Raw genomic sequence first — 23,362 nt, forward strand, 5'->3', positions numbered from 1 at the left:
CAGAGTCGTGACGACCCATGGGTTCACGACGCTTGTCAGGAGATGACGATGGCCTTCCTTGCTGCTGCGCTCGACCGTGTGAAGCCGTCCGCGACCATCGCGGTTACGGATAAAGCACGCGCGCTGAAAGCGGCGGGCCGCAACGTCATCGGCCTCGGCGCCGGCGAGCCCGACTTCGACACGCCCGCCAACATCAAGCTGGCGGCGATCCGCGCCATCGAATCCGGCAAGACCAAGTACACCGCGGTCGACGGCATCCCCGAGCTGAAGGACGCGATCATCGCGAAGTTTCAACGCGAGAACGGCGTCGTGTACAAGCCGAACCAGATCATCGTTGGCACCGGCGGCAAGCAGGTGCTCTACAACGCGCTGATGGCGACCATCAATCCGGGCGACGAGGTGATCATCCCGGCGCCCTATTGGGTCAGCTATCCCGAGATGGTGGCGCTCGCCGGCGGCGAGCCGGTGCCGGTGGTCTGCACCGCCGCGAGCGGGTTCAAGCTCCAGGCCGAAGCGCTCGATCGTGCGATCACGCCGAAGACCAAATGGGTGATCCTGTGCTCGCCGTCGAACCCGACCGGCGCGGCCTACACCAGGGCCGAGCTCAAGGCGCTCACCGACGTGCTGGTCAAGCATCCGCATGTGTGGGTGATGACCGATGACATGTACGAGCACCTCGTCTATGACGACTTCCAGTTCACCACTGTCGCGCAGGTCGAGCCCAGCCTCTACGACCGCACGCTCACCGTGAACGGCGTGTCGAAAGCCTATTGCATGACCGGCTGGCGCATTGGCTACGCCGGTGGTCCGGCGCAGCTGATCAAGGCGATGTCGACCATTCAGTCGCAGTCGACCTCGAACCCGTCCTCGATCTCGCAGTGGGCGTCGGTGGAAGCGCTGAACGGTCCGCAGGACTTCATCGCTGCCAACAACAAGGTGTTCAAGGAGCGCCGCGATCTGGTCGTTTCCATGCTCAACCAGGCCAACGGCATCGAGTGCCCGCGGCCCGAGGGTGCTTTCTACGTCTATCCGTCCTGCGCCGGCACGATCGGCAAGAAGGCGCCGTCGGGCAGCGTGATCTCCAACGACGAGCAGTTCGTCACGGAGCTGCTGGAGACCGAAGGCGTTGCCGTCGTCCAGGGTTCGGCCTTCGGCCTCGGCCCGGCGTTCCGCATCTCCTACGCGACCAAGACCTCGGACCTCGAAGACGCCTGCAAGCGCATCCAGCGCTTCTGCGGCAACCTGCGCTAAGCGCGCAGTAACGATCCGACATGAAAGGGCCCGCGTCGAGCGGGCCCTTTTTCTTTCATGTCCGCGCGATCTGGCATGCCCACGACTAATGTGGCATAGACCGTCGTGCGGCTTCGTGCCGCGCCCTTCCTGCTCGCATCACATTCATCGCCGGAGACATTTTCATGCACCGCTCACTCCTCCTCGCCGGGCTCACTGCCGCCGGTCTCGTTGCCTCGATCGCGGGCGCCAGCGCGCAGTCGCGGTTGGTGCAGGTCGGCGTGCTCGAATGCCGCGGCGGCGCCAGCATCGGCTTCGTGGTGGGATCGGTGACCAATCTCGGCTGCGTGCTGCGCGCCGACGGTCTGCCCGAAGACCGCTATGTCGCGACGATCCACAAGGTCGGCCTAGACCTCGGCATCACCCAGGAGACGGCGCTGGCCTGGGGCGTGTTCGCACCCGTCAACCGGCTCGGCCCCGGCGATCTCTCCGGCAATTACGCCGGCGCGCAGGGCAGCGCCTCGGTCGGCGTCGGCCTCGGCGGCAACGCGCTGGTCGGCGGCTCCAACAATTCGATCGCGCTTCAGCCGCTCAGCGTCCAGGGCCAGGTCGGCCTCAACGTCGCCGCTGGCCTGGAGAGTCTGGAACTCCGTCCGGGCCGTTAACGCGCGACGACGATGCCCCACTTCCACCTCGCCCCAGCGGGGAGAGGTCGGATTGCGCAGCAATTCGGGTGAGGGGCCGCAGCATTCGGTGAGACTGTAAGCCCTCACCCGGATCGTATCTTCCGATGCGATCCGACCTCTCCCTTCGGGAGAGGTGTGGAACAAGGACGACGCACCGCAGCGACGTTTGACGCTTGCCAAATCTCGGGGACGGGCAGAGCATCTGCGTTTGCCGACCCAATCATGGGCCGAGCTCCACACCAGGGAGGCGGCGAAATGGGACAAGACGTCAGAAGTCCCCGAGGTCCACGGTGCATTGCGCTGGTGGGCCCTTTCCAAAGCGGTAAAACCACACTTCTCGAAGCGATCCTGGCGCGAACGGGCGCAATCCCGCGCGCCGGCAGCGTCGATGCCGGAACGTCCGTCGGCGACGCCACGCCAGAGGCCCGTCATCACAAGATGACCGTCGGGCTCACTGCCGCCACCACGAGTTTCATGGGCGACAGCTTTACTTTCCTGGATTGTCCCGGTTCCGTCGAGTTCGCCCACGACATGCGCGCCGCGCTGCCCGCGGTCGATGCCGCAATCGTGGTCTGCGAGGCCGACGAGAAGAAGCTGCCGCAGCTTCAGATCATCCTGCGCGAGCTGGAGGAGCTGAAGATCCCGCGTTTCCTGTTCCTCAACAAGATCGACCGCGCCAACGAGCGCATCCGCGAGACGCTCGCGATGCTCCAACCCGCCTCGCGCGTGCCGCTGGTGCTGCGCCAGATCCCGATCTGGAAGGGCGAGCTGATCGAGGGCTTCGTCGATCTCGCGCTGGAGCGTGCGTTCGTCTATCGCGAGCACATGGCGTCCGAAGTGATCGCGCTCGAAGGCGGCGATCTCGATCGCGAGAAGGAGGCGCGCTTCTCGATGCTGGAGAAGCTCGCCGATCACGATGACGCGCTGATGGAGCAATTGCTGGAGGACATCCAGCCGCCGCGAGATGCCGTGTTCGACGATCTCGCCCGCGAACTGCGCGAGGGACTGATCTGCCCCGTTCTCCTCGGCGCGGCCGCGCGCGAAAACGGCGTGCTGCGTCTGATGAAGGCGCTGCGCCACGAGGCGCCCGGCATTGCGGAGACCGCAAAACGTCTCGGCGTGCCCGAGAGCAAGGATGCGCTCGGCTTCGTCTTCAAGACGCTGCATTCGCAGCACGGCGGAAAGCTGTCGCTGACGCGGCTGCTCGCTGGCCATCTCGACGACGGCGCCACGCTGCAGTCTGCCTCCGGCGGGTCGGGCCGCATCTCCGGCATCCTCGCCGTCAACGGTGCTTACGACAGCAAGCGTGCCACGGCTGAGGCTGGTGACACCGTGGCGCTCGCCAAGCTCGATCCGATCAAGACCGGCGATACCGTTTCGAGCGGCAAGGCGCCGCCCGCTGGACTCGCCGCCGCAGAACCGACGCCGCCGGTGCTCGCCGTGTCGGTTGCGGCCACCGACCGCAAGGACGACGTCAAGCTCGGCCAGGCATTGACGCGGCTGCACGAGGAGGATCCGTCGCTCGTCGTCGTGCAGAACGCCCAGACCCACGACACCGTGCTGTGGGGGCAGGGCGAGATGCATCTGCGGGTCGCGAGCGAGCGGCTGCGTGACCGCTTCGGCGTCAAGATTGCCTCGCATCCGCCGGCGATCGGCTACCAGGAGACCATCCGCAAGCCGATCACCCAGCGCGGCCGCCACAAGAAGCAGTCCGGCGGTCACGGCCAGTTCGGCGACGTCGTGCTCGACATCAAGCCGCTGCCGCGCGGCGAGGGCTTCAAGTTCGACGAGAAGGTCGTCGGCGGCGCGGTGCCGCGCAACTATATCGGTGCGGTCGAAGAAGGTGTCGTCGACGGGCTCACGCGCGGCCCGCTCGGTTTCCCCGTCACGGATTTGCAGGTGACGCTGACCGACGGCTCCTATCACAGCGTCGATTCCTCCGACCTCGCCTTCCGCACGGCGGCGCGGGTCGGGCTCAACGAAGGCCTGCCGCAATGCCAGTCGGTGCTGCTGGAGCCGATCCATGTGGTCGAGATCGTGTGTCCGACCGATGCCACCGCCAAGATCAACGCGATCCTGTCGGCGCGGCGCGGCCAGATCCTCGGCTTCGACACCCGCGACGGCTGGAGCGGCTGGGACTGCGTCCGCGCCATGATGCCGGAAGCCGAGATCGGCGAGCTCATCGTCGAGCTGCGTTCGGCAACGGCAGGCGCCGGCAGCTTCACCCGTCAGTTCGACCATATGGCCGAAGTCACGGGCCGCGCCGCCGACCAGATCATCGCCGCGCATCAGCACGCGGCGTGATCCGTAAGGGAGGCACCCCTCTCTCGCTCCCTCGCCCCGCTCTTGCGGGGAGAGGGTGGGGTGAGGGGCTGCCCCCACCAGCGCGGTCCGATTGGTAAGCAGACGACCTCACGGGCCGGATGGATCTTTGCTGTAGCAACGGAGTGCCTTGCCCCTCACCCGGATCGCGCCGGACGATGCTTCGCATCGCCGGGTGCGATCCGACCTCTCCCCGCAGAAGGGCGGGAGAGAGGTCAAGCACTTGCGTTCGGACTCGAATGATGTATTTTACATCATTGTGAATGTACTAGATATCATTTATAACCTTTGACACGTGAGGCCACGGTGATCACGTCATTCCAGATGCGGGCAGCCCGAGCGCTGCTTGGCATTGACCAGAAAGCCCTGGCCGAGCTCGCCGGCGTGTCGCTGCCGACCATCCAGCGGATGGAGGCCTCTACCGGCAATGTGCGCGGCGTGGTCGAGACCTTGATCAAGGTGGTCGAGGCGTTCGATCGGGCCGGCGTCGAGCTGATCGGCGAGCAGGCCCGCAGCGACAGCGGCGGGCGGGGCGTTCGTCTGAGGCAGCCGGGGCCGCCGCGTCGCGTCGGGGCATGATCTGCGGATGATCGTGCTCGAGGGTGAAATGAACTAGCGCATCGTCGCGCCGGAGAACACGGCTGCACGATGCATCGGAGCATTGTGGGGCATGAGCATCACAGGCGGACACGCAGGCAAGCTGCACCAGCTTCGTCGGCCGACCTTCACCGAACTCTATTTGCCGAAGCTCATCACCGTGTGGCGCGAAGGTTATGGCCTGTCGGATTTCCGCGCCGACGTGTTTGCGGGCCTCACCGTTGCGATCGTCGCGCTGCCGCTGTCGATGGCGATCGCGATTGCCTCGGGCGTGACGCCGGATCGCGGTCTCTACACCGCGGTGATTGGCGGCTTCGTCGTATCGCTGCTCGGCGGCAGCCGGTTCCAGATCGGCGGCCCCGCGGGTGCCTTCATCGTGCTGGTCGCGGTGACCGCGGAGCGGCACGGCGTCGACGGCGTCATCCTCGCCACCCTGATGGCGGGCCTGTTGCTGATCGCCGCGGGTCTCCTGCGCATCGGCACCTACATCAAGTTCATTCCCTATCCGGTGACGGTCGGCTTCACCGCCGGCATTGCCGTGATCATCTTCGCGAGCCAGCTCCGCGATCTCTCAGGCATCACGCTGGCAGGAAAAGAGCCGAGCGAATTCGTCCCGAAGCTCGTCGCACTCGCCGGAGGCCTGCACACCGTCAACCCGTCCGCCGTTGCGGTCGCGATCGTCAGCATCGTCGTCATCGGCGGCTTACGCCGCTGGCGGCCGTCCTGGCCCGGCATCCTGATCGCGGTCGTTCTCGCGGCGATCGTGACCTGGGCGCTGTCGCTGCCGATCGAGACCGTCGGCACCCGCTTCGGCGGCATTCCGCGCGAATTGCCGTCGCCCGCCCTGCCTGCGTTCTCGCTCGCGAAGGCGAGCGCTGTGCTGCCGGATGCGATCGCGTTTGCGCTCTTGGCTGCAATTGAATCGCTGCTGTCGGCTGTCGTTGCCGACGGCATGACCGGGCGTCGTCATCGCTCGAATTGCGAATTGGTCGCCCAAGGCGTCGCCAATATCGGCTCGGCACTATTCGGCGGCATCTGCGTCACCGGCCTGATTGCGCGCACCGCCACCAACATCCGCGCCGGCGCGCGCGGGCCGCTGGCGGGCATGCTGCACTCGGTGTTCCTGCTGCTGTTCATGCTGATCGCGGCGCCGCTCGCAAGCTATATCCCGCTGGCTGCGCTCGCCGCCGTGCTTGTCGTGGTGGCCTGGACCATGGCGGAGAAGCACGAATTCGTCACGCTGCTGCGCTCCTCCTGGGGCGATGCGGTCGTGCTGCTCGCGACCTTCCTGCTCACGATCTTCCGCGATCTCACCGAAGGCATCCTGGTCGGCTTTGCGCTCGGCGCGGTGCTGTTCATCCACCGCATGGCGGAGATGACCGGCATCGAGGAGCGCACGCCGCTGGTGGCCGCCGATCGCCCCGATGACGGCAATGGCGAACGCGTGCCCTACGATTCCGGACTCGCGGTCGACCGCGACGTGCTGGTCTATCGCATCACCGGTGCGTTCTTCTTCGGCGCTGCATCCGCGATCGGAGGCGTGCTCGACGGCATCGCCGACAGCCGCAAGGCCCTCGTGGTCGATTTCGCTGCGGTCCCGTTCCTGGATTCCACGGCGGCGAACGTGCTCGGCCGGGTGGCCGCCAAGGCCAACCGCCAGGGCGTCAAGCTGTTCATCACCGGAGCCTCGCCCGCGGTGCGCCGGGCTTTGCTCACCCATGGCGTCAGTCCGCGGCACGCGCGTTATCGCACCACGATCGAGCGCGCGGTCGCCGATATCAAGGGGACTGCGGGCGCGGCTGTGGCTCATGGTGCGGCCGCGAGCTAGCGCGGCGCGCTGGCGATGAGGAGGGCCGCGACGACGCGATGCTCGCGCGCTTGACAGATCCCGCGGGACGCGAAATGGATCGCCTCCGACGAGCTTCTCGAGGGAAGGATGACCGGGACCAAACCGCCCGCAGCCTGTTTGATCGGATGGCCGGCCGCGCATTCGCGCTCGCCGCTGATCCATCATTACTGGTTGCGCACGCTCGGCATCGCGGGCGGCTATGTCATCGAGGCCGTTCCGCCCGAGGACCTGCGCGATTTCGTGCTGCGGATGTCGCTGCGCGGCTTCGTCGGCGCCAACGTTACCATTCCGCACAAGGAGGGCGTACTGGCGCTGTCGACCCCCGATGCGCGCGCCAAGGCCGTGGGCGCCGCCAACACGCTGTGGTTTGCCGACGGCGAGCTGCGCTCGACCAATACCGATGTCGAGGGCTTTCTCGGCAATCTCGACGCCAGCGCGCCCGACTGGGACAAGGCGGACGAAGCGCTGGTGCTGGGGGCGGGCGGATCCTCGCGCGCGGTGGTGTTCGGCCTGCTTGAGCGCGGCTTTGGCCGCGTCCATCTCGCCAACCGCACTTTGGCGCGGGCCGAGGCGCTGGCCGCGCAATTCGGGCCGAACGTGCATCCGCTTGCCTGGGACGGAATCAGCGAAATCCTGCCGCTGGCAAAACTTCTCGTGAACACCACCTCGCTCGGCATGCACGGCCAGCCCGCGCTCGAGGTCGATATGGCGCGGCTGCCGCAAGAGGCGGTGGTCGCCGACCTCGTCTACGTCCCGCTGGTGACGCCGCTGCTCGCGGCCGCCAGGGCCCGCGGGCTGAAGACCGCCGACGGGCTAGGCATGCTCCTGCACCAGGCGGTGCGCGGCTTCGAGTTGTGGTTCGGCCAGAGGCCGCAAGTGACCGCGGAGCTGCGCGCGCTGGTCGAGGCCGATCTCACAAAGACTTGAGAGAATAGTGCGCCGTCTCCGGCGTTCACTATCCGTAGGGACAATCGGAGACTGTCATGACGATCCAACGTGCAAATTTCACGCGCCCGCTCATCGCCGTCGCGATAGTGGCTGCTTCCACCCTCGCCGCCGTCGCGCAAAGGGCGCCGGTACCGACCCGCGTGCGCGGCACGATCGAGAACGTCGATGGTGACACCATGCAGGTCAAGTCGCGCAGCGGCGAGGACGTCAAGCTGCACATCGCCTCGGATATGCGCGTATCCGGGATTACCAAGATTTCGCTCGCCGACATCAAGACGGGTTCGTTCATCGGTGCGACGACCGTGCCCGGGCCGGACGGCGGCCAGAACGCGGTCGAGGTGCATGTGTTTCCGGAAAACATGCGCGGCACCGGCGAAGGCTCCCGCCCCTGGGATCTGAAGCCGAACTCCAGCATGACCAATGCAACGGTCGCTGAGAGTGTGGTCGGCAATGACGGCCATACGCTGCTCGTCAAGTACAAGGACGGCGAGAAGAAGGTGTTCGTCTCGGCCGATACGCCGGTGGTCACCTATGTGCCCGGCGAGAAGTCCGACCTCAAGGCCGGCGCCAAGATCATCGCCTTCGTGAAGCCGCTGGCTGATGGATCGCTCGAAACCGACCGCGTCAGTGTCGGCCGTGACGGCCTGACGCCGCCGATGTGAGCGACTGGGCGCTGAACTCGTAGGGTGGGCAAAGGCGCACTTGCGCCGTGCCCACCACCTTCCCGCGTTTGACAAAGTTGGTGGGCACGCTTCGCTTTGCCCACCCTACGGCACCGCCCTTGCGGCTTACACCGCAATAATATGATCGTCGATCTCGTCGATCCTGTTGACGCCGCACAGGCCCATGGTGGTGAGCAGCTCTTTCTGGATGATGTCGATCGCCTTGGCGACGCCGGCCTGGCCGCCGGCGCCGAGGCCATAGGCGTAGGCGCGGCCGATCATGCAGGACTTTGCGCCGAGCGCGAGCGCGCGCATCACGTCCTGGCCGGAGCGGATGCCGCCGTCGAACATGATCTCCATCTTCGACCCGACCGCATCGACGATCTCGGGCAGCACCTCGATCGAGGACGGCGCGCCGTCGAGCTGACGGCCGCCATGGTTCGACACGACCAGCGCCTGCGCGCCGGTCTTGGCCGCTTCCTCGGCGTCCTCGACGTCCAGAATGCCCTTGATGACGAGCTTGCCCGGCCAGATGCTCCGGATCCACTCGACGTCCTTCCAGTTCAGCGAGGTGTCGAACTGCGATGCGGTCCATTCGGCGAGGCGGTTGAGGTCCTCGGTGTTCTTCACGTGGCCGGCGATGTTGCCGAAGGTGCGGCGCTTGCCCTGCAGCACGCCGGCGACCCACGCCGGCTTGGTGGCGAAATCCAGGAATTTCGACAGCGTCCACTCGGGCGGAATGGTCATGCCGTTCTTGATGTCGGCATGGCGCTGGCCGATCACCTGGAGATCGACGGTGAGCACGAGCGCACTGCACTTCGCCGCGATCGCGCGCTGGACCAGCTCCTTGATGAAGCCGCGGTCCTTCATGACGTAGAGCTGGAACCAGAACGGCTTCTCGACATTGGCAGCGATATCCTCGATCGAGCAGATCGACATCGTCGACTGCGTGAACGGGATGCCGGCGGCCTGCGCCGCGCGGCAGGCGTGGATCTCGCCGTCGCCGTGCTGCATGCCGAGCAGGCCGACCGGCGCCAGGATCAGCGGCATGGTCGATTGCTCGCCGAGGATCGTGGTCGAGGTGTCGCGCTTGGAGACATCGACCAGGATGCGCTGGCGGAACTTGATCGCCTGCAGGTCCTCGCGGTTGGCGCGCAGCGTTTCCTCGGCATAGGAGCCGCGGTCGCAATAGTCGAAGAACGCCTTCGGCACGCGGCGCTTATGCAGCGCGCGAAGATCGTCGATACAGGTGATGTGCTTCATGAACGTTCCCCGACCCGTCTTACACGGAAGTCTTGTATTGGAGTTCTTGCATCGGAAGGTTTAGGGGTCATCTATCATGGTTGGATGCACAGCCAAATCGTTTGCGAGAGGGACGCCATGACCAAGCCGCACGCCGGCCCTTCGCCGGAAGAGATCAAGGAGAAGCAGGCCCTCGACGACGCGCTGGAGGAGGGGTTGGAAGAGACCTTTCCGGGCTCCGATCCCGTCAACGTCACCCAGCCGGCGCCGAGCCGCGGGGATGGTCATGTGAAGCGGAGCGACTAGGGCAGTTCCGCTCCGATTTCGGTGGTCAAACCGGAAATATAATGTTAACAATAGGTTACTTGGCTGCTGAGGTTCGCAGTTCCGTAATGATTCATCATATTTTTTGAAGCCAATTTAGCGGCACAGGCATTATAAGACCCCAGCAAATCAGGGATGCGGGTCCCGTTCGGGCACCCGAAGGTTGTCGTGGGGATCCCGGGTTGTTGCGTGGGGGACGATATGAGCCGCAAATATTTCGGGACGGACGGGATCCGGGGCCGCGCCAACGGACTGATCACGCCGGAGCTCGCGCTCAAGGTCGGCCAGGCCGCGGGCCTCGCATTTCTGCGCGGTGACCATCGCCACCGGGTCGTGATCGGCAAGGACACCCGCCTGTCCGGTTACATGATCGAATACGCGATGGTCGCTGGCTTCACCTCGGTCGGCATGGACGTGCTGCTGGTCGGCCCGATGCCGACGCCGGCGGTGGCGATGCTCACCAAATCGATGCGCGCCGATCTCGGCGTCATGATCTCGGCCTCGCACAATCTGTTCGAGGACAACGGCATCAAGCTGTTCGGCCCGCAGGGCTTCAAGCTCTCCGACGACGTCGAGAAGCAGATCGAGCAGCTGCTCGACGAGCCCATCGAGAAGAGGCTCGCACAAAGCGCGAGCCTGGGCCGCGCCCGCCGTATCGACGGCGTGCATGACCGCTACATCGAATTCGCCAAGCGCACGCTGCCGCGCGACCTCTCACTCGACGGCCTGCGCGTCGTGATCGACTGCGCCAATGGCGCCGCCTACAAGGTGGTGCCGGAAGCGCTGTGGGAATTGGGCGCCGACGTGGTGCCGATCGGCGTCGAGCCCGACGGCTTCAACATCAACAAGGATTGCGGCTCGACCTCGCCGGAAGCGTTGTCGCGGAAGGTGCGCGAGATGCGCGCCGACATCGGCATTGCGCTCGACGGCGACGCCGACCGCGTCATCCTGGTCGACGAGCGCGGTCACGTCGTCGACGGCGACCAGCTGCTGGCGGTGATCGCACAGAGCTGGAAGGAAGACGGGCGGCTGTCGCGTCCGGGCATCGTTGCGACCGTGATGTCCAATCTCGGCCTCGAGCGCTTCCTGAAGGGGCAGGGGCTCGACCTCGTGCGCACGCCGGTCGGCGATCGCTACGTGCTCGAGCAGATGCTGAACGGCGGCTACAATCTCGGCGGCGAGCAGTCCGGCCACATCATCCTGTCCGACTACGCCACCACCGGCGACGGCTTCGTCGCCGCGCTGCAGGTGCTGGCCGTGGTGCAGAAACTGCGCCGGCCGGTGTCGGAAGTCTGCCACCGCTTCGATCCGCTGCCGCAGATCCTCAAGAACGTTCGCCACAAGGGCGGCAAGCCGCTCGACGATTCCGAGGTGAAGTCGGCCATCTCCGACGGTGAGAAGCGGCTCAACGGCCACGGCCGCCTCCTGATCCGCTCCTCCGGCACCGAGCCCGTGATCCGCGTCATGGGCGAGGGCGAGGACCGCGTCCTGGTCGAGGACGTCGTCGACACCATCGTCTCGGCGCTGGGACACGCCGCGGCGGCTTGAGGCGCAACTGTTTCCGCAAGCGCGATTCTTCACCTCTCCCCAGCGGGGAGAGGTCGGATTGCGCCTGGCGATGCGAAGCATCGCAGTATCGTAGGGTAGGCAAAGCGAAGCGTGCCCACCGCTTCTGTTGCCGTGTTGGATCGATGGTGGGCACGGCGCAAGTGCGCCTTTGCCCACCCTACGATTCGCGCAGGAGCTGGTGCCGCATCGCTTCGGCATGATCTCCGGCGTGTTCTTGTTCGTCTATCAGGTCTGCGCCTATCTGCCGGCGATCGGGCTGCTTGCGGTGTTCCTGCCAAAACTGCCGCGGCACGCGCGTTAACAGATCCTGTTTCGCTGCATCGCGGCTTCATACATCGTTAGCAATTGCGGCGTGCAGCTGCCGCATTTTCGCAACGCTTGCGCCGCATCCGCGTGTGCAGTGAGAAAAAATCAACCTTAAAAATTAGGGTTAAGTGGCGCTTAAGCATTTGGTGCCATCGTCCTCCCGTGAGTTTCCAGAACGTGAGGCAGCTGTATTTGCCTCACCGGCCCAAAAGGACGAAGCCAATGCGTAGCGTGAAGTCTCTCCTTGCCGCAAGCGCGGCAGCCCTGATCCCCTCGATGGCGTTCGCCGCCGATATGCCGATTGCGGCGCCCCCCATGTACGCGCAACCGGTGCAGGCCGCCGATTTCAGCGGCTGGTATCTCCGCGGCGACGTCGGCATGACCAACCAGAGGGCCAAGAAGATCGAGAGCGCCACCGCGCAGGCCTTCCCGACCACGACCGAGGGGCTTGGCTTCGACAGCTCCCCCTTGTTCGACCTCGGCGTCGGCTATCGCTTCAACAACTGGTTCCGCGCGGACCTGATCGGCCAGTACCGCGGCAAGGCCAACCTGCACGGTTCGGACAACGTCTTCCTCGGGCCCAGCGACGTCGAAGCCAACAATTACAGCGGCAGCAAGTCCGAGTGGGTCGTCATGGCGAATGCCTATGTCGACCTCGGCACCTGGTATTGCATCACCCCGTTCATCGGCGCAGGTGTCGGCGGCTCCTACAACAAGATCAGCAGCTTCCGCGACGACGGCGTCCGGTACACGGCCGGTGCGCTCAGCAACAGCGTCACCTACTTCGCCGATAACGGGAAGTGGAACTTCGCCTGGGCGGCCCACGCCGGTCTCGCCTACAAGGTCAATCCTGGGTTCACCGTCGAACTCGCATACAGCTACATGGATCTCGGCGATGCGTCGCCCGGCAACTTCCGTGCATTCGACAACAGCATCTCGGGTCCGACGTCGATCAAGATCAAGGACCTCACCTCGCATGACGTGAAGCTCGGCGTGCGCTGGGATCTCTACAGCCCGCCGGTTTACTCGCAGCCGCTGGTCACCAAGGGCTGATAGCCCGTCCGATCTCTTATGACTTCTTAACGGCGCGGGATTTTCCCGCGCCGTTTTGCTTTGCAGATTTTTCATTGTTCGCAGCGACGAAAGCCTCCGGCGCAACCATTGGTTAAGGTTAACGAGCCATGATCACGAATGAAAGTTCGAGTTCGATGGAGCGTTGCAATGCGTAGGCTTTGGTGGGTGGTGGCGATGTTGGGGACGGTGTCTGCCGCGCACGCGGCCGATCTGCCGGATCTGCCCGTCCTGCGCGGCGGCTTCACCGACGGACTGAGCAACGCCAGTGTCAACTGGCAGGGCAGCTATATCGGCGCCCAGGGCGGCTACGGCTCGTCGGACGAAAATTTCAACGGCTCGACCAGTAAGATGATGGCGGCCCTGCTGGCCGATACGCTGATCGAGAGCTCGATGGGCGTGTCCTCGTGGAATCTCGGTCTCGGCAAGGCCTCGCAGCGCAGCAGCGGCTACGGTGCCTTCGTCGGCTATAACGGGCAGTGGGACGACGTGGTCCTTGGCCTCGAAATTAGCTATTTACACGGGACGTTCGGTGGAATGGCGTCGGCCTCCGAGCGGCGCGTCAGCCCGACCGCTCTGTCCGATGGCAATTTCCACGATGTGACGGCGACCTCCACGTCATCGATCAGCATCTCCGACATGGCGACGTTCCGCGGCCGCGCCGGTTACGCCTGGGGATGCTTCCTGCCCTACATGTTCGGAGGTCTCGCGCTCGGCAACGCCGACATTGTACGTACGGCCAATGTCCAGGACCGCGTCAGCACGACCCAGTTCGGAACCTACACCGCGCTTCAGCCGCTGAACTCGACGGACGCCCAGCACAATCACCTGATCTACGGCTATACCGCTGGTGTCGGTGTCGACGTCAACCTGGTCGGTGGCCTGTTCATGCGCGCCGAGTACGAGTACATCCGCTTCAGCGCCGCGGTCGATACCAGCATCAACACCGTGCGCGCGGGTCTCGGCTACAAGTTCTGACCGCTGTCTATGTCGACTGTTGACAGCATCGCATCGCCCTGATGCTCTGTCGCCCGACATGGGGCGGCAGCGATGCAGATTTATGGCGACAGCAATTCCGGCAATTGTCTGAAGGTGAAGTGGGTCTGCGACAAGCTCGCATTGCCCTATCGCTGGATCGAGATCGACACGCGCAAGGGCGAGACGCGCAACCCCCAATTCCTGAAGATGAACGGCGCCGGCCAGGTGCCGACCATCGCCTTCGACGACGGCCGCACGCTGGCGCAGTCCAACGCCATCATCCGCTATCTCGCCCGCGACAGCGCGCTCGTTCCGCGCGACGCCTTTGCCGCAGCCAAGATGGACGAATGGCTGTTCTGGGAGCAGTACAGCCACGAGCCCTATATCGCGGTGTGCCGCTTCCAGCTGGTCTATCTCGGCAGGGATGCCTCCGAGCTCGATCCTGACAAGGTCAAGCGCGGCTATGCGGCGCTCGACCGCATGGAGCAGCATCTGGCCGCGAGCCGCTTCTTAGCGGGCGATGAGGTTTCGCTCGCCGACGTCTCGCTGCTCGCCTATACGCGCCTCGCGCATGAAGGCGGTTTCGATCTCGGCCGCTATGCCGCCATCCGCCGCTGGATCGCTGAAGCCGAGGCTTATCTCGGTCTGTCGCCGGCGCGCTGAGTCCCTTGTGCTGATTCCTGGAGTTTCCCGTATGAACGATAACTCCGTTTGCATCCGTCCCGCGCGCCGCGAGGACGTCCCCGCGATCGTGGCGATGCTCGCCGATGATCATTTCGGCCGCGCCCGCGAGCGGATCGAGGATCCGCTGCCCGCGTCGTACTACGCGGCGTTCGAGCGGGTCGAGCGCGACCAAAATCTCACGCTCGTGGTCGCCGAGAGCGAGGGCAAGGTGGTCGGCTGTCTGCAACTCGCGGTGCTGGCAGGCATCAGCTCGCAGGGCGGCATTCGCGGTCTGCTCGAGGATGTCCGCGTTGCCTCCGATTGCCGCAGCCGCGGCATTGGCGAGCAATTGGTGCAATGGGCAATCGCGGAAGCGAAGGCGCGCGGCTGCAATCTGGTCGAGTTGCTGACGCATTCGAGTCGCGTCGACGCGCAGCGCTTCTACAAGCGTCTCGGATTTTCCTTGAGCCACGCCGGCATGACTGTCCGCTTTTGATGCAGGTCTTTTGATGCAGGTCTTGGCGACCGTTGCGCAAGCTGCACAATCGGATCGCGCGTTCGTTCATCTTAACAGCTGATAAACTACCCCTTGGTCGTTCACGTTGATCGAGGAACGAACGGTGCTACCGCTGCGTCTGAAGCCGGGCTCGGTCGGTTCGGGGATTTCGATGACAAGCTATTCCATGATCAAGGTCGGCAACGACTACGTTGTGCAGGCCAACGACAAATGCATTTTGAAAGTCGGCAGCCGCCGCAAAGCCGCGCAATTGATCAGCGAGGCGACGGACTTGCTGAACGCGCTCGCCGTGGTCGAAGCGCCGGACATTGCGCCGGAGGCGCCATCAATCCAGCGTGAGACGCCGGAACTTCCTTGACTGGTCTTCCCGATTCCCGTATCAGCCGCGGTGGGACACCTCCCCCCAACGGGAGGCTTACTATCTGGAAGGGTAGATCATGACTGTAGCGAAGCCCGCTTCGCGGCCGACCGTGCCGCATTTCTCCTCCGGCCCCTGCGCCAAGCGCCCCGGCTGGAATGCCCAAAATCTCAAGGACGCAGCGCTCGGCCGTTCGCATCGCGCGAAGGTCGGCAAGACCAAGCTCAAGCTCGCGATCGATCTGACGCGCGAAGTGCTTGAAGTGCCGGCCGATTATCGCATCGGCATCGTGCCGGCGTCCGATACCGGCGCGGTCGAGATGGCGCTGTGGTCGCTGCTCGGGGCAAAGCCCGTCACCACGCTCGCCTGGGAATCCTTCGGCGAGGGCTGGGTCAGCGACATCGTCAAGGAGTTGAAGCTCAAGGACGTCACCAAGCTGAACGCGGCTTACGGTGAGATTCCTGATCTCTCCAAGGTCGACCCCAACAGCGACGTCGTCTTCACCTGGAACGGCACCACCTCCGGTGTGCGCGTGCCGAACGCCGACTGGATCAGCGCGACCCGCGAAGGTCTGACCATTTGCGACGCGACCTCGGCCGCCTTCGCGCAGTCGCTCGACTGGGCCAAGCTCGATGTCGTCACCTTCTCCTGGCAGAAGGCGCTCGGCGGCGAGGCTGCGCACGGCATGCTGATCCTGTCGCCGCGTGCGGTGGAACGGCTCGAGACCTACAAGCCGGCCTGGCCGCTGCCGAAGATCTTCCGCATGACCAAGGGCGGCAAGATCAACGAAGGCATCTTCGTCGGCGAGACCATCAACACGCCGTCGATGCTCTGCGTCGAGGATTATCTCGACGCGCTGACCTGGGCCAAGTCGATCGGCGGCCTGAAGGCGCTGATCGCGCGCGCCGACGCCAACACCAAGGTGCTGGCCGACTGGAAGGCGAAGACGCCCTGGATCGACTTCCTGGCCAAGGACGCGGCGATCCGCTCCAACACCTCGGTGTGCCTGAAGTTCACCGATCCTGCGATCACCTCGCTCTCGGACGACGCGCAGGCCGACTTCTCCAAGAAGCTGGTCGCTCTCGTCGAGAAGGAAGGCGCCGGCTACGACTTCGCGTACTACCGCGATGCGCCGGCGGGCCTGCGCATCTGGTGCGGCGCCACCGTCGAGGCCAAGGATGTCGAGCTGCTGACGCAGTGGATCGACTGGGCTTTTGCCGAGACCAAGGCGCAGCTCGCCAAGGCAGCTTAACTTCCTTTTTCACCTCTCCCCGTTCTGACGGGGAGAGGCAGAAGAAGCCGTTCCCAGACATCACCCTTTCCGGTCGAACACCGTCCCTTCCATCAGGGAAGGTAGAGGAACATCCCCATGACCAAACCCAAAGTTCTCATTTCAGACGCGCTCTCGCCTGCTGCCGTGCAGATATTCAAAGACCGCGGCGTCGAGGTCGACTTCCAGCCCAACCTCGGCAAGGACAAGGACAAGCTCGCCGAGATCATCGGCAATTACGACGGCCTCGCGATCCGCTCCGCGACCAAAGCGACCGCCAAGATCCTCGAGAAGGCCACCAACCTCAAGGTGATCGGCCGCGCCGGCATCGGCGTCGACAATGTCGAGATTCCTGCGGCGACGGCCAAGGGCATCATCGTGATGAACACGCCGTTCGGCAATTCGATCACGACCGCCGAGCACGCCATCACCCTGATGCTGGCGCTGGCCCGCGAGATCCCGCAGGCCGACGCCTCGACCCAGGCCGGCAAGTGGGAGAAGAACCGCTTCATGGGCGTCGAGATCACCGGCAAGGTGCTCGGCGTGGTCGGTTGCGGCAATATCGGCTCGATCGTCGCCGACCGCGCGCTCGGCCTGCGCATGAAGGTGATCGCGTTCGATCCGTTCCTGTCGCCGGAGCGCGCCAGGGACATCGGCGTCGAGAAGGTTGATCTCGATGATCTGCTCAAGCGCGCCGACTTCGTCACGCTGCACACGCCGCTGACCGAAAAGACGAAAAACATCATCGACGCGGCCGCGATCGCCAAGATGAAGAAGGGCGTGCGCCTGATCAACTGCGCCCGTGGCGGTCTCGTCGACGAGCAGGCCGTGGTCGATGCGCTCAACTCCAGGCACATTGCCGGCGCCGCCTTCGACGTGTTCGTCGAGGAGCCCGCGAATACCAACGTGCTGTTCGGCCATCCCAACGTGATCTGCACGCCGCATCTCGGCGCCTCCACCACGGAAGCGCAGGAGAACGTCGCGCTGCAGGTCGCCGAGCAGATGTCGGACTATCTGCTCACCGGTGCGATCTCGAACGCGGTGAACTTCCCGTCGATCACCGCGGAAGAAGCGCCGAAGCTGAAGCCGTTCATCGCGCTCGCCGAGAAGCTTGGCTCGTTCGCCGGTCAGCTCACCGAAAGCGGCATCCTCAAGGTCGAGATCACCTATGAGGGCCATGTCGCCGAGATGAAGATCAAGGCGATCACCTCGGCGGTCTTGTCCGGCCTGCTGCGGCCGATGCTGGGCGAGGTCAACGTGGTGTCGGCGCCCGTCGTCGCCAAGGAGCGTGGCATGGTGGTGGACGAGATCGTTCGCGCCGCCCAGAGCGACTATGAGAGCCTGATCACCGTGACGGTCGCGACCGAACGCCAGGAGCGCTCGGTCTCCGGCACCGTCTATCACGACGGCAAGCCGCGCCTCGTCGACATCAAGGGCATCCGCGTCGACGCCGAGTTCGGCAAGTCGATGATCTACGTCACCAACGAGGACAAGCCGGGCTTCATCGGCCATTTCGCTGGCCTTTTGGGCGACGCCAAGATCAACATCGCGACCTTCCATCTCGGCCGCGTCGAGCAGGGCGGCGACGCCATCGCGCTCGTCGAGGTCGACGGCGCGGTGCCGGCCGATCTGCTCGCCAAGGTGCAGGCGCTGCCGCAGGTCAAGCAGGTCAAGGCGCTGACCTTCTGAGGTACGTCGATCCGGGGCGTTCGCACTGCCCGCGGAATGACGGCCATCATATATTCCGACGTGCGGAACAACGCCGCCCTTCGCGCGAGGGCGGCGTTTTTGTTGATGCAGCGCGGCGCTTTATTCTTCCCGCGATCCCCAAACTTTGTGTACCAATGGCGACCAGGACGCCTCCATACCAATGTTCAAAAGGGAGAAAACAATGCGTGAAGCCGTCATCGTTTCCTACGCGCGCACGGGCCTCGCAAAATCCGGCCGCGGCGGGTTCAACATCACGCCGCCGATGTCGCTCGCGGCGCACGCCATCCACCACGCGGTCGACCGCGCCGGCGTCGACAAGGACTATGTCGAGGACTGCTATCTCGGCAATTGCGCCCATGGTGCGCCGAACATCGGCCGCCAGGCCGCGCTGCTCGCCGGCCTGCCAACGTCGACCGGCGGCGTGTCGGTGAACCGCTTCTGCTCCTCGGGGCTCCAGACCATCGCGATGGCCGCCAACTCGATCCGTTCCGACGGCGCCGATTGCATCGTCGCCGGCGGCGTCGAGAGCATCTCGATGCCGGGCGGCGGCACGCCGAAGGAGTCGATCGATCCCGAGCTGCTCAAGACCGCGCCCGACATCTTCATGGCGATGATCGACACCGCCGACATCGTTGCCGAGCGCTACAAGCTCAGCCGCGAATACCAGGACGAGTATTCGCTGGAGTCGCAGCGCCGCATGGCTGCAGCGCAGCAGGCGGGCAAGTTCAAGGACGAAATCGTCCCGATGAAGACGCAGATGAAGGTGGTCGACAAGGCGACCAAGGCCGAGAGCATCGTCGACTACGTCGTCGATCGCGACGAGTGCAACCGTCCGGAGACCACGCTGGAAGGTCTCGCCAAGCTCGAGCCGGTGAAGGGCCCGGGCAAGTTCGTCACCGCCGGCAATGCCAGCCAGCTCTCCGACGGCGCCGCCGCCGTGGTGCTGATGGAAGCCAAGGACGCCGAGAAGCGCGGCCTCAAGCCGCTCGGCCGTTTCGTCGCCTGGGCTGCCGCGGGCTGCGAGCCGGACGAGATGGGCATCGGCCCGATCTTCGCCGTGCCGAAGCTCTTGAACCGTCACGGCCTGAAGATCGACGACATCGATCTCTGGGAGCTCAACGAGGCCTTCGCCAGCCAGTGCCTCTATTCGCGCGACAAGCTCGGCATCGATCCCGACAAGTACAACGTCAACGGCGGCTCGATCGCGATCGGCCATCCCTTCGGCATGACCGGCGCCCGTCTCACCGGCCATCTGCTGCAGGAAGGCGCCCGCCGCAAGGCCAAGTGGGGCGTCGTGACCATGTGCATCGGCGGCGGCCAGGGCGGCGCCGGCCTGTTCGAGATTTACAGCTGAGGTTATTGCAGCGTCTGGATTGCGAAGGGCACGGCGCAAGCCGTGCCCTTCGTCATTGCGAGCGCAGCGAAGCAATCCAGAGTCTCTCCGCGGCGGCAGCCTGGATTGCTTCGCTTCGCTCGCAATGACGCACGTATGTGAATGTCTACGCCCGCGCCACCACCGGCGCGAACATCACCTCGATCAGCGTGCCGGAATGGCCTGCACTCTTGATGTTGAACTGGGCGCGGTTGGCTTCGACCAGCGCCTTGGTCAGCGACAGGCTGAGCGCGGAATTGTCCGAAGCGTCGCCGGGCGGCGGCATGCGGAACGGCTCCATCGCGGCTGCGACCTCCTTTTCGCTCAGGCCATGGCCGGTGTCGCGGATGCGCAGCGCGATCTCGCCGCGATCGTTCAGCGCGGTCGAGACGATGACCTGGCCGCCGGCGCTCGCCAGCCGGATCGAGTTCGAGATCAAATTCATGGTGACCTGGCGCAGCGCGCGTGCATCCGCCGTCACCTGCGGCAGCGCGTGCGCGAGCGAGGTGCGGATGATGATGCGCTCGCGATTGGCCTGCGGCTGCATCACGGTGACGCAGGCTTCCACGAGGTCGTTGAGGTTGAGGTTGGCGAAATTCAGATCGAGCTTGCCGGTCTCGATCCGCGACAGCTCCAGCAAATCGTCGATGATGGTGATCACGCGCTCGCCGGAGGCGCGGATGTCCTTCATGTACTCGCCATAGCGCTCGTTGCCGAGCGCGCCAAAACGCTCGGAGATCATCACCTCGGCAAAGCCGATGATGGCGTTGAGCGGGGTGCGGATCTCGTGGCTGATCCGCGCCAGCATGTCGGCCTTGGCGTTGGCGGCGCCGTCGACCAGACGTCGCGCCTGCGTCAGCTCGCTCTCGCCCTTCTTGCTGTGCGAGAGATCGCGGAACACGGCGAAGAAGTTCGGGCCGTCGGGCCGGGTGCGGCCCATGATCATGGCGAGCGGAAGCACGCCGCCCTTCTTCTCGCGGCCCAGCACCTCGCGGCCGTGGTCGAGCAGGCTCGCGATGTCCTGGCTCTTGAGGCTTTCGAGATAGTCGACGACGATCTGCTGGCTCTCGGGCGCGAACAGCGTCAGCAAATTCTGCTGCATCAGCGTTTCGCCGTCATAGCCGAACAGCGCCTCCGCGCTGCGGTTGCAGGCGTGGATGTTGCCTTCGGCATTGAACATCACGATGCCCTCGGCCGTGGTGTCGAGGATCGCGGCGAGATCTTCCGCGTCGGCGTCGCCGGCCTCTAACTCAGCCTCGGGCTCCGGCAGATCGGGGATCACCACCACCGGCTCCGCCATCAAAGGCGCAGCGACGACAGGCGCGGCCACGACAGGTGCAGAATTGGGCAGCGCGCAGATCAGCGCATGCGCACTGGCGCCGTCCCAGTCGATCGTGTGCAGATGCGCTTCCGTGGTCGCGAGCGGCTGCTCGCCATTGGCGATCGTAGCGCTGATCGTCACCGGCGTGCCGGCCTGCGACGTGCTGCTGGCGGCGGAGACGCCCGGCTCGACATAGAGCGCATCCAACCCGCCGGCCTCTTCGAGCGCGGCGAGGCTGGCACAGCCCATGCGCGAGAGGAAGGCGGGATTGGCGTAGAGCAGGCGATCGAACCGGTAGATCAGCATGCCGGTCGGCACCAGATCGAGCAGCGCGCGGTCGCGCGTGCTGTGGCCGTGCGCGGGCGGCGCGGCGGGCTCGCTCAGCCATTCGGCTGCCGCCGGCGGCGCCCCAGGCTCTGATATCACGGGCTGCTCCGGCGTCGGTGCTTCCTGCGTGATCTCGTCTGCCGGCGGCTCGGCCGCAGCGGAGGCAATCGACTCGCGCTGGCGTTCGAGCCGCTCGGACAATTGCCGCGCGAGCTCGTTGAACGCGCTGTTCTCGACCGGCGTCAGCGTCGGCGATCTCAGATCACCGGCTGATCTCTGATCACCGGGGGCGCGGAACGGCACGACATTCGGAGGCGTTTCCACTGGCGTTTCCGGATCGGTTGGGTGTGAATTCGCTTCGGTGATGGGTGCGGGCAGTTCGGCGGCAGGCTCAATTGTGGGCTCAGGCTCGGGAGGCGGCGGCTCGACGACCGGCGGAGGCGGCGCCTCCGCCTCGACCTTGGCCTCCGGTTCGGGATCAGGCTCGACCACATCGGCTGAATGGCGCTGCGCGGTGCGCGGCTCGGCAAACAGCTCGTAGCGGCGGAGCGCATCGAGCCGGTTGAGGCCGTCGAGATCGCGGCAGACGCCAAAGCCCTTGAAGCCCGCAAAGTTGCGCTCGCGGTCGTAGACCGGAAGCCCAGCCAACTCGACCGGCAGATGCTCGCCGCCATCGGCCGGCCAGTTCACGGTGATGCCGGCCCAGGTGTCGTGGCTCGCCAGTGCCTGCGCGACGCGCCCCTCGGGATCGAGCGCAAACTCGTCGGCGATCTCGCGCCAGGGCCGGCCGAAAGCGGCCGCGGTGTGCGCACCGATCAGGCGGATGAACTCGTCCGAGCCGAGCACAAACCGCCCCTCCGCATCCATCTGCCACAGGAAACGCAGCGGATGCTGGCGCGGTGTGTCAGCATGTGCGGACCGCGTCTCCGCGTGTCCAGGCGGCTCGACCATGATGGCCGTGATCGGCGCGGGTTGCGGCGGCACGATGGCTATGGGCGGGTTTTCAACCGGTGTTTCCGGCGCTGTGTCCGCGATCGTTTCCTGGACAGGCTGTCCGGCCGCTTCTTTCACGGCGTCCTGGATCGGGACGATCTCGGTCGCCTCGTGTGGGGTCGGCTCAGGCGCAGCGGCGGCCGTTTCGGCCGGCGCCGGCGTCTCGTCCAAGTCGGCAAAGGCATCGAACAGGTCGATCCCGGCGGCGGGTTCGTTCGCCGGCGTCTCGACGGCCCGCGGCGCGGGCTCGACCGGCGCTGGCGGAGCAGGGGCCAGCGTCACGTCAGGCGCCACTTTAGCCGCAGCAACCGGCGTACTTTCAGCGGCAGGCACAGCCTGCGTAGCCGCAGGCTCGATCAGCGCGACCAGACCGACATCGGCACCGGTGCCGACCCGTTGCAGCACCATCTTGCCGATGCCGATCGGCAATTCGACGCGGCCTCGCGTGAGCGCATCGCTGCGCGCCTGTTCGAGGCCGGCCTCGCCAAGATTGCGAAAGCCACTCAAGGGGCGGGCCGCCTCGCTCGCGCCGATGAACAGGCCGTCGGGTGCGAACGCCGCCATCGGCACCGTCGCGCCGTCGACCAGCCGAAGCAGCCGCTCCACCAGCGGCATGGTGCGCGCGCCCGCATCCATCGCGGTGACGAGCACGGCTTCGCGGCCATCGGTAAAGGAGAGCCGCGCGCAGCCGCAGGTCATCAGCGTGCCGAGTGCGGCGCCAAAACCGCGCAGCCGCTCCAGCCTGACCGCGCCGTTCGCCGGCAGCTGGCGGGCGAGCCGGGTGACCTGGCGGCGATGGCCGTCGGCGGGTCCGAATGTCTTCTGGGCGAGAGCTGCCGCATTGGCCGCGCCGAAGAATTTTGCGCCGACCGCATTGGCCCACAGCACGCGGCTGCCATCGAGCGACCAGAGCCACGCCGGCAGCGGAGAGGTCGCATGCACGGACAGCCTGGGATCGCCGACGCCTCGCAACTGGAAATCCGAACTCGTCATCCGACCGGCTTTAAATCTCGCTGTCACGCGTCACGTTGGAAGCTGCCGGGAATG

19 protein-coding genes and 1 pseudogene are annotated in these 23,362 nt (G+C 65.4%); 18 read left to right on the forward strand and 2 right to left on the reverse strand.

Translation table 11 applies throughout. The features are described from left to right. The first annotated feature begins 48 nt into the window (after window positions 1-48). The 7 genes from ACP2YP_RS06805 (at window position 49) to ACP2YP_RS06835 (ending at window position 8,294) form a co-directional block, all read left to right on the forward strand. A complete protein-coding gene (locus ACP2YP_RS06805; protein WP_426423179.1) occupies window positions 49-1,251 on the forward strand; it encodes a pyridoxal phosphate-dependent aminotransferase in 1,203 nt (400 codons plus the stop codon). A gap of 164 nt (window positions 1,252-1,415) precedes the next feature. Next, window positions 1,416-1,895, forward strand: a complete 480-nt coding sequence (locus ACP2YP_RS06810; RefSeq protein WP_426423181.1) for a DUF992 domain-containing protein — start codon at window positions 1,416-1,418, stop codon at window positions 1,893-1,895. A gap of 276 nt (window positions 1,896-2,171) precedes the next feature. Further along, window positions 2,172-4,220 carry an elongation factor G gene (locus ACP2YP_RS06815; RefSeq protein ID WP_426423182.1) on the forward strand — a complete coding sequence of 683 codons (2,049 nt, stop codon included), beginning with the start codon at window positions 2,172-2,174 and terminating at the stop codon, window positions 4,218-4,220. 324 nt (window positions 4,221-4,544) lie between these two features. Continuing rightward, entirely contained in the window at window positions 4,545-4,817 is a 273-nt protein-coding gene (locus ACP2YP_RS06820; protein ID WP_426423183.1) for a helix-turn-helix domain-containing protein, read from the forward strand. 91 nt (window positions 4,818-4,908) lie between these two features. Then, a complete protein-coding gene (locus tag ACP2YP_RS06825; protein ID WP_426423185.1) occupies window positions 4,909-6,663 on the forward strand; it encodes a SulP family inorganic anion transporter in 1,755 nt (584 codons plus the stop codon). A gap of 108 nt (window positions 6,664-6,771) precedes the next feature. Beyond that, window positions 6,772-7,611, forward strand: a complete 840-nt coding sequence (locus ACP2YP_RS06830; RefSeq protein ID WP_426423186.1) for a shikimate dehydrogenase — start codon at window positions 6,772-6,774, stop codon at window positions 7,609-7,611. A 56-nt stretch (window positions 7,612-7,667) separates the two neighbouring features. Then, window positions 7,668-8,294 (forward strand): hypothetical protein, encoded by a 627-nt coding sequence (locus ACP2YP_RS06835; protein WP_426423188.1) that lies wholly within the window; start codon window positions 7,668-7,670, stop codon window positions 8,292-8,294. Between the two features lie 126 nt (window positions 8,295-8,420). Here ACP2YP_RS06835 and ACP2YP_RS06840 read toward each other — a convergent pair whose 3' ends face one another. After that, entirely contained in the window at window positions 8,421-9,557 is a 1,137-nt protein-coding gene (locus ACP2YP_RS06840; protein WP_426423189.1) for an alpha-hydroxy acid oxidase, read from the reverse strand. Window positions 9,558-9,674: 117 nt separating this feature from the next. Here ACP2YP_RS06840 and ACP2YP_RS06845 point away from each other — a divergent pair, with 117 nt between their 5' ends. The 11 genes and pseudogenes from ACP2YP_RS06845 (at window position 9,675) to ACP2YP_RS06895 (ending at window position 19,656) form a co-directional block, all read left to right on the forward strand. Next, on the forward strand, window positions 9,675-9,842 hold the full coding sequence (locus ACP2YP_RS06845) for a hypothetical protein (RefSeq protein ID WP_209967544.1): 168 nt from the start codon (window positions 9,675-9,677) through the stop codon (window positions 9,840-9,842). A 219-nt stretch (window positions 9,843-10,061) separates the two neighbouring features. After that, complete coding sequence (glmM, locus tag ACP2YP_RS06850) at window positions 10,062-11,408, forward strand: phosphoglucosamine mutase (RefSeq protein WP_426423190.1); 1,347 nt, start codon at window positions 10,062-10,064, stop codon at window positions 11,406-11,408. 184 nt (window positions 11,409-11,592) lie between these two features. Further along, window positions 11,593-11,730 (forward strand): annotated as a pseudogene (locus ACP2YP_RS06855) (MFS transporter); the annotation flags it as partial. Between the two features lie 227 nt (window positions 11,731-11,957). Beyond that, window positions 11,958-12,788 carry an outer membrane protein gene (locus tag ACP2YP_RS06860; protein ID WP_426423191.1) on the forward strand — a complete coding sequence of 277 codons (831 nt, stop codon included), beginning with the start codon at window positions 11,958-11,960 and terminating at the stop codon, window positions 12,786-12,788. 168 nt (window positions 12,789-12,956) lie between these two features. Then, on the forward strand, window positions 12,957-13,784 hold the full coding sequence (locus tag ACP2YP_RS06865) for an outer membrane protein (protein ID WP_426423193.1): 828 nt from the start codon (window positions 12,957-12,959) through the stop codon (window positions 13,782-13,784). Between the two features lie 72 nt (window positions 13,785-13,856). Beyond that, window positions 13,857-14,447, forward strand: coding sequence for a glutathione S-transferase family protein (locus tag ACP2YP_RS06870; protein ID WP_426423194.1), 591 nt, complete (start codon window positions 13,857-13,859; stop codon window positions 14,445-14,447). A gap of 31 nt (window positions 14,448-14,478) precedes the next feature. Then, entirely contained in the window at window positions 14,479-14,943 is a 465-nt protein-coding gene (locus ACP2YP_RS06875; RefSeq protein ID WP_426423195.1) for an N-acetyltransferase family protein, read from the forward strand. A gap of 187 nt (window positions 14,944-15,130) precedes the next feature. Continuing rightward, complete coding sequence (locus ACP2YP_RS06880) at window positions 15,131-15,322, forward strand: hypothetical protein (RefSeq protein ID WP_426423196.1); 192 nt, start codon at window positions 15,131-15,133, stop codon at window positions 15,320-15,322. A 79-nt stretch (window positions 15,323-15,401) separates the two neighbouring features. Beyond that, a complete protein-coding gene (locus tag ACP2YP_RS06885; RefSeq protein WP_426423198.1) occupies window positions 15,402-16,574 on the forward strand; it encodes a phosphoserine transaminase in 1,173 nt (390 codons plus the stop codon). 117 nt (window positions 16,575-16,691) lie between these two features. Further along, window positions 16,692-18,281, forward strand: a complete 1,590-nt coding sequence (serA, locus tag ACP2YP_RS06890; RefSeq protein ID WP_426423199.1) for a phosphoglycerate dehydrogenase — start codon at window positions 16,692-16,694, stop codon at window positions 18,279-18,281. Window positions 18,282-18,483: 202 nt separating this feature from the next. After that, window positions 18,484-19,656, forward strand: a complete 1,173-nt coding sequence (locus tag ACP2YP_RS06895) for a thiolase family protein (protein ID WP_426423200.1) — start codon at window positions 18,484-18,486, stop codon at window positions 19,654-19,656. 145 nt (window positions 19,657-19,801) lie between these two features. Here ACP2YP_RS06895 and ACP2YP_RS06900 read toward each other — a convergent pair whose 3' ends face one another. Continuing rightward, complete coding sequence (locus ACP2YP_RS06900) at window positions 19,802-23,308, reverse strand: PAS domain S-box protein (protein WP_426423202.1); 3,507 nt, start codon at window positions 23,306-23,308, stop codon at window positions 19,802-19,804. Between the last annotated feature and the right edge of the window lie 54 nt (window positions 23,309-23,362).

The organism is Bradyrhizobium genosp. A (assembly GCF_049949275.1).
In the GTDB taxonomy this organism is placed as follows: domain Bacteria; phylum Pseudomonadota; class Alphaproteobacteria; order Rhizobiales; family Xanthobacteraceae; genus Bradyrhizobium.

Bases quoted from the DNA above. Each gene is read 5' to 3' on its own strand.
- glmM (WP_426423190.1), top strand. From the start codon at position 10,062: ATGAGCCGCAAATATTTCGGGACGGACGGGATCCGGGGCCGCGCCAAC.
- ACP2YP_RS06900 (WP_426423202.1), bottom strand. From the start codon at position 23,308: ATGACGAGTTCGGATTTCCAGTTGCGAGGCGTCGGCGATCCCAGGCTG.
- ACP2YP_RS06895 (WP_426423200.1), top strand. From the start codon at position 18,484: ATGCGTGAAGCCGTCATCGTTTCCTACGCGCGCACGGGCCTCGCAAAA.
- ACP2YP_RS06880 (WP_426423196.1), top strand. From the start codon at position 15,131: ATGATCAAGGTCGGCAACGACTACGTTGTGCAGGCCAACGACAAATGC.
- ACP2YP_RS06825 (WP_426423185.1), top strand. From the start codon at position 4,909: ATGAGCATCACAGGCGGACACGCAGGCAAGCTGCACCAGCTTCGTCGG.
- ACP2YP_RS06865 (WP_426423193.1), top strand. From the start codon at position 12,957: ATGCGTAGGCTTTGGTGGGTGGTGGCGATGTTGGGGACGGTGTCTGCC.
- ACP2YP_RS06870 (WP_426423194.1), top strand. From the start codon at position 13,857: ATGCAGATTTATGGCGACAGCAATTCCGGCAATTGTCTGAAGGTGAAG.
- ACP2YP_RS06810 (WP_426423181.1), top strand. From the start codon at position 1,416: ATGCACCGCTCACTCCTCCTCGCCGGGCTCACTGCCGCCGGTCTCGTT.
- ACP2YP_RS06840 (WP_426423189.1), bottom strand. From the start codon at position 9,557: ATGAAGCACATCACCTGTATCGACGATCTTCGCGCGCTGCATAAGCGC.
- ACP2YP_RS06830 (WP_426423186.1), top strand. From the start codon at position 6,772: ATGACCGGGACCAAACCGCCCGCAGCCTGTTTGATCGGATGGCCGGCC.
- ACP2YP_RS06845 (WP_209967544.1), top strand. From the start codon at position 9,675: ATGACCAAGCCGCACGCCGGCCCTTCGCCGGAAGAGATCAAGGAGAAG.
- ACP2YP_RS06885 (WP_426423198.1), top strand. From the start codon at position 15,402: ATGACTGTAGCGAAGCCCGCTTCGCGGCCGACCGTGCCGCATTTCTCC.
- serA (WP_426423199.1), top strand. From the start codon at position 16,692: ATGACCAAACCCAAAGTTCTCATTTCAGACGCGCTCTCGCCTGCTGCC.
- ACP2YP_RS06835 (WP_426423188.1), top strand. From the start codon at position 7,668: ATGACGATCCAACGTGCAAATTTCACGCGCCCGCTCATCGCCGTCGCG.
- ACP2YP_RS06805 (WP_426423179.1), top strand. From the start codon at position 49: ATGGCCTTCCTTGCTGCTGCGCTCGACCGTGTGAAGCCGTCCGCGACC.
- ACP2YP_RS06860 (WP_426423191.1), top strand. From the start codon at position 11,958: ATGCGTAGCGTGAAGTCTCTCCTTGCCGCAAGCGCGGCAGCCCTGATC.
- ACP2YP_RS06815 (WP_426423182.1), top strand. From the start codon at position 2,172: ATGGGACAAGACGTCAGAAGTCCCCGAGGTCCACGGTGCATTGCGCTG.
- ACP2YP_RS06875 (WP_426423195.1), top strand. From the start codon at position 14,479: ATGAACGATAACTCCGTTTGCATCCGTCCCGCGCGCCGCGAGGACGTC.